4 protein-coding genes are annotated in these 2,269 nt (G+C 37.9%); 1 reads left to right on the top strand and 3 read right to left on the bottom strand.

Annotated features, from left to right (window positions below; translation table 11 throughout):
* A partial coding sequence (locus M3661_RS29685; RefSeq protein ID WP_251490544.1) for an IS3 family transposase occupies positions 1-109 on the top strand: 109 nt, incomplete at its 5' end.
* Here the strand turns inward: M3661_RS29685 and M3661_RS29680 are convergent.
* The 3 genes from M3661_RS29680 to M3661_RS29670 form a co-directional block, all read right to left on the bottom strand.
* Positions 76-570 (bottom strand): hypothetical protein, encoded by a 495-nt coding sequence (locus M3661_RS29680; protein WP_251491238.1) that lies wholly within the window; start codon positions 568-570, stop codon positions 76-78. The two genes, M3661_RS29685 and M3661_RS29680, sit on opposite strands and share 34 nt — an antisense overlap.
* Positions 571-576: 6 nt before the next feature.
* Positions 577-1,395, bottom strand: a complete 819-nt coding sequence (locus M3661_RS29675) for a HEAT repeat domain-containing protein (RefSeq protein WP_251491235.1) — start codon at positions 1,393-1,395, stop codon at positions 577-579.
* A gap of 19 nt (positions 1,396-1,414) precedes the next feature.
* The coding region (locus M3661_RS29670; protein WP_251491232.1) for a hypothetical protein at positions 1,415-2,269 on the bottom strand (855 nt) is incomplete at its 5' end.

Raw genomic sequence — 2,269 nt, 5'->3', positions numbered from 1 at the left:
GGAGCTATATGACTACGTAAATTGGTTCAACAAACATCGCATCCATGGAACCTTAGGCTATATGAGTCCAGTAGATTACAGAAGATTATCCCTTAAAAAAGCTGTCTGATTTAGTGTTGACAATCCATGAATGAGTTCATTACATATAAAGGGGATATCTTCAGCATAAACAAAACCCATCCCCATTCCACCAGGATCGAGTCTAAAAGCTCCTGATTCTAAAGCCCGCCCAAGTATATAGTATTCTGGATGAAAACGCGTAGACGTCACCTGCAATGTTTCAATTAAGGAGTCCCATGCATAGTAGAGTCCCAAGTCCTCCTCCTGTGAATAATAAATCGTCATAGCAAAATCAGAAAGCTCCTGCACTCCTCCGTTTTCTAGTTCTTCTTCCCATCCAGCGTTCAGTAATTCTCCTGTATATATGGAGCGAACCTTCCCCATATTTTCTGTGATGAACGATTTCAATGATCCAGTATCATTTGTAATGCCGGCAGCAATAATAATTTCCCTTAAATCTTTATTAAAGCCAACAGTATCGAATATAAACGCTTTATGTTCCATACTCATAATTGATTAAGCTTCCTTTTCTTTTTGGTGAAGAAATGATAATGTATGTGTCAATTCTTTTGCAATATCACCCTTTGCTTTTCCATTCATAATGGGCTCTAGCATCTCATAGGCATATTTAGGAGGAAGATCCTTTGCAAAAATAGCAACAATCTCTTTTGCGTAGGAATCAATTTTGATATTTAAAATCTGTTTGCCAATTGCAATCAATTTTTGATAATATTCAATGTTAAACAGACTCAGCAATCTTTTCTCGGATGCATTCCAAAGTGCCTCTAAGGCGCAAATAATCACATCTTCATAATCATCTCTCTTCAATTTTTGTATCCATTCTCTATCTTTGAACAAGAATGAGCCAAGCGCATTTATAATAAATTCTACATCCTCAGATAATAAGATCATGTTACTAGAATAATTGTATAGTAAGTTTAACTTAACACGTGGATGATAATCGCCTTCGAAGAAAGCCTCTTCAGCTCCTTTGGGACCATTTACAAGACGAATAATTGCTGATTGAAGAACCGCCTTTTCACTTATTGTGGCATTAAAGTCCTCTTCTGAAATCGATTTTTCCTTTTCTTGAAGACTGCTCAAACTTTGAATATCCTGTATACTTAGGAGACTATGAATGGCTTCAATTCTTACTCGTAATGTTTGATGATAGAGAGCCTCATTTAATCTCGGAATGAACATTTTATTGCGTGAAGCCCCCATAGCAATTACAATCTCAATAGGCAAGTCTTTACCGTGTTGTCGAAAAGCCTTGCTTAATTGTTCATCAGTAATTACAACCCTAACATTATTTTCATTATAAGCTTGGTACATCAAAACTCCTCCTATTAAGCTAAGGGTTTTTGAAAAATTTAGGACTATATACTTCGCTTTCTGCCGAAGCCCCCGTCTTTGGATCATATCTTTGTATTATAACCTTTTTTGGTGATTCTCCATACTTCTGTTCATATGCATCAATGAATCTCCGAATTTCTTGTTTATCTTTAGAAATTGGTCTACCTACAGGTTTATCATCAATGATGTTCCCAATCGGAGGTCCTTGAACTGCATCTGGTATAGCCCTCTGATATTTCTTCGATGGTTTACCGTTTTTATCAATCCTTTTTGGGACTTCGATAACATTACCTTTTTTATCTTTAAGAGGCTCATTAACTGTATCAAACCCGCCACTCTCCCGACGTTCACCTGCCCTTTTTTTATGCACCTCTTTCCCAATTTTCGTACTATTAGTTTCACCAGTAATATTACTATTTTTTTTACTAGAGGTTGAACCAGATGCTGAACCTCCTGGATTACTACCCGGATAATATTTCCGCACCTCGATCTGATTCTTCGTCGGCTCAAGAGGTTTCTGCGTAGACGGTTTATAGTTCACATTTGGTCCATCGTACGCCAGCTTATTCTTAGGCAATTGCCCAACAGACTTTTGTAAAGCTTCAAATCTATCATTGATAAACGTCTTAGCTTGACCCCAGTTTACCTTAATTCCCTTAATATTGCTTCCTTTCGATATTCCTTGCGGCTTGATTGGCGGTTTTGTATTACGACTGCGGGCAGCTCTGTTTTTTGCAAGTGAAAAATGCTCAATTTTGCAGCCAAAAATGCCAAAGCACTTGCCATCCACCTGCAAAGCTACAAAGGAACCCGTTCCATCGCTTGCTTGAAGCGGAAACTCTCTCCCGTGAAA

It is taken from the genome of Paenibacillus sp. MER 180 (assembly GCF_023713665.1).
Taxonomy (GTDB): domain Bacteria; phylum Bacillota; class Bacilli; order Paenibacillales; family Paenibacillaceae; genus Paenibacillus_B; species Paenibacillus_B suaedae.
This window is presented reverse-complemented; position numbering and strand designations above follow the sequence as displayed.

What these genes read in the sequence shown, in the direction of transcription:
- M3661_RS29680 (WP_251491238.1), bottom strand. Translation starts at nt 570, where the DNA reads ATGAGTATGGAACATAAAGCGTTTATATTCGATACTGTTGGCTTTAAT.
- M3661_RS29675 (WP_251491235.1), bottom strand. Translation starts at nt 1,395, where the DNA reads ATGTACCAAGCTTATAATGAAAATAATGTTAGGGTTGTAATTACTGAT.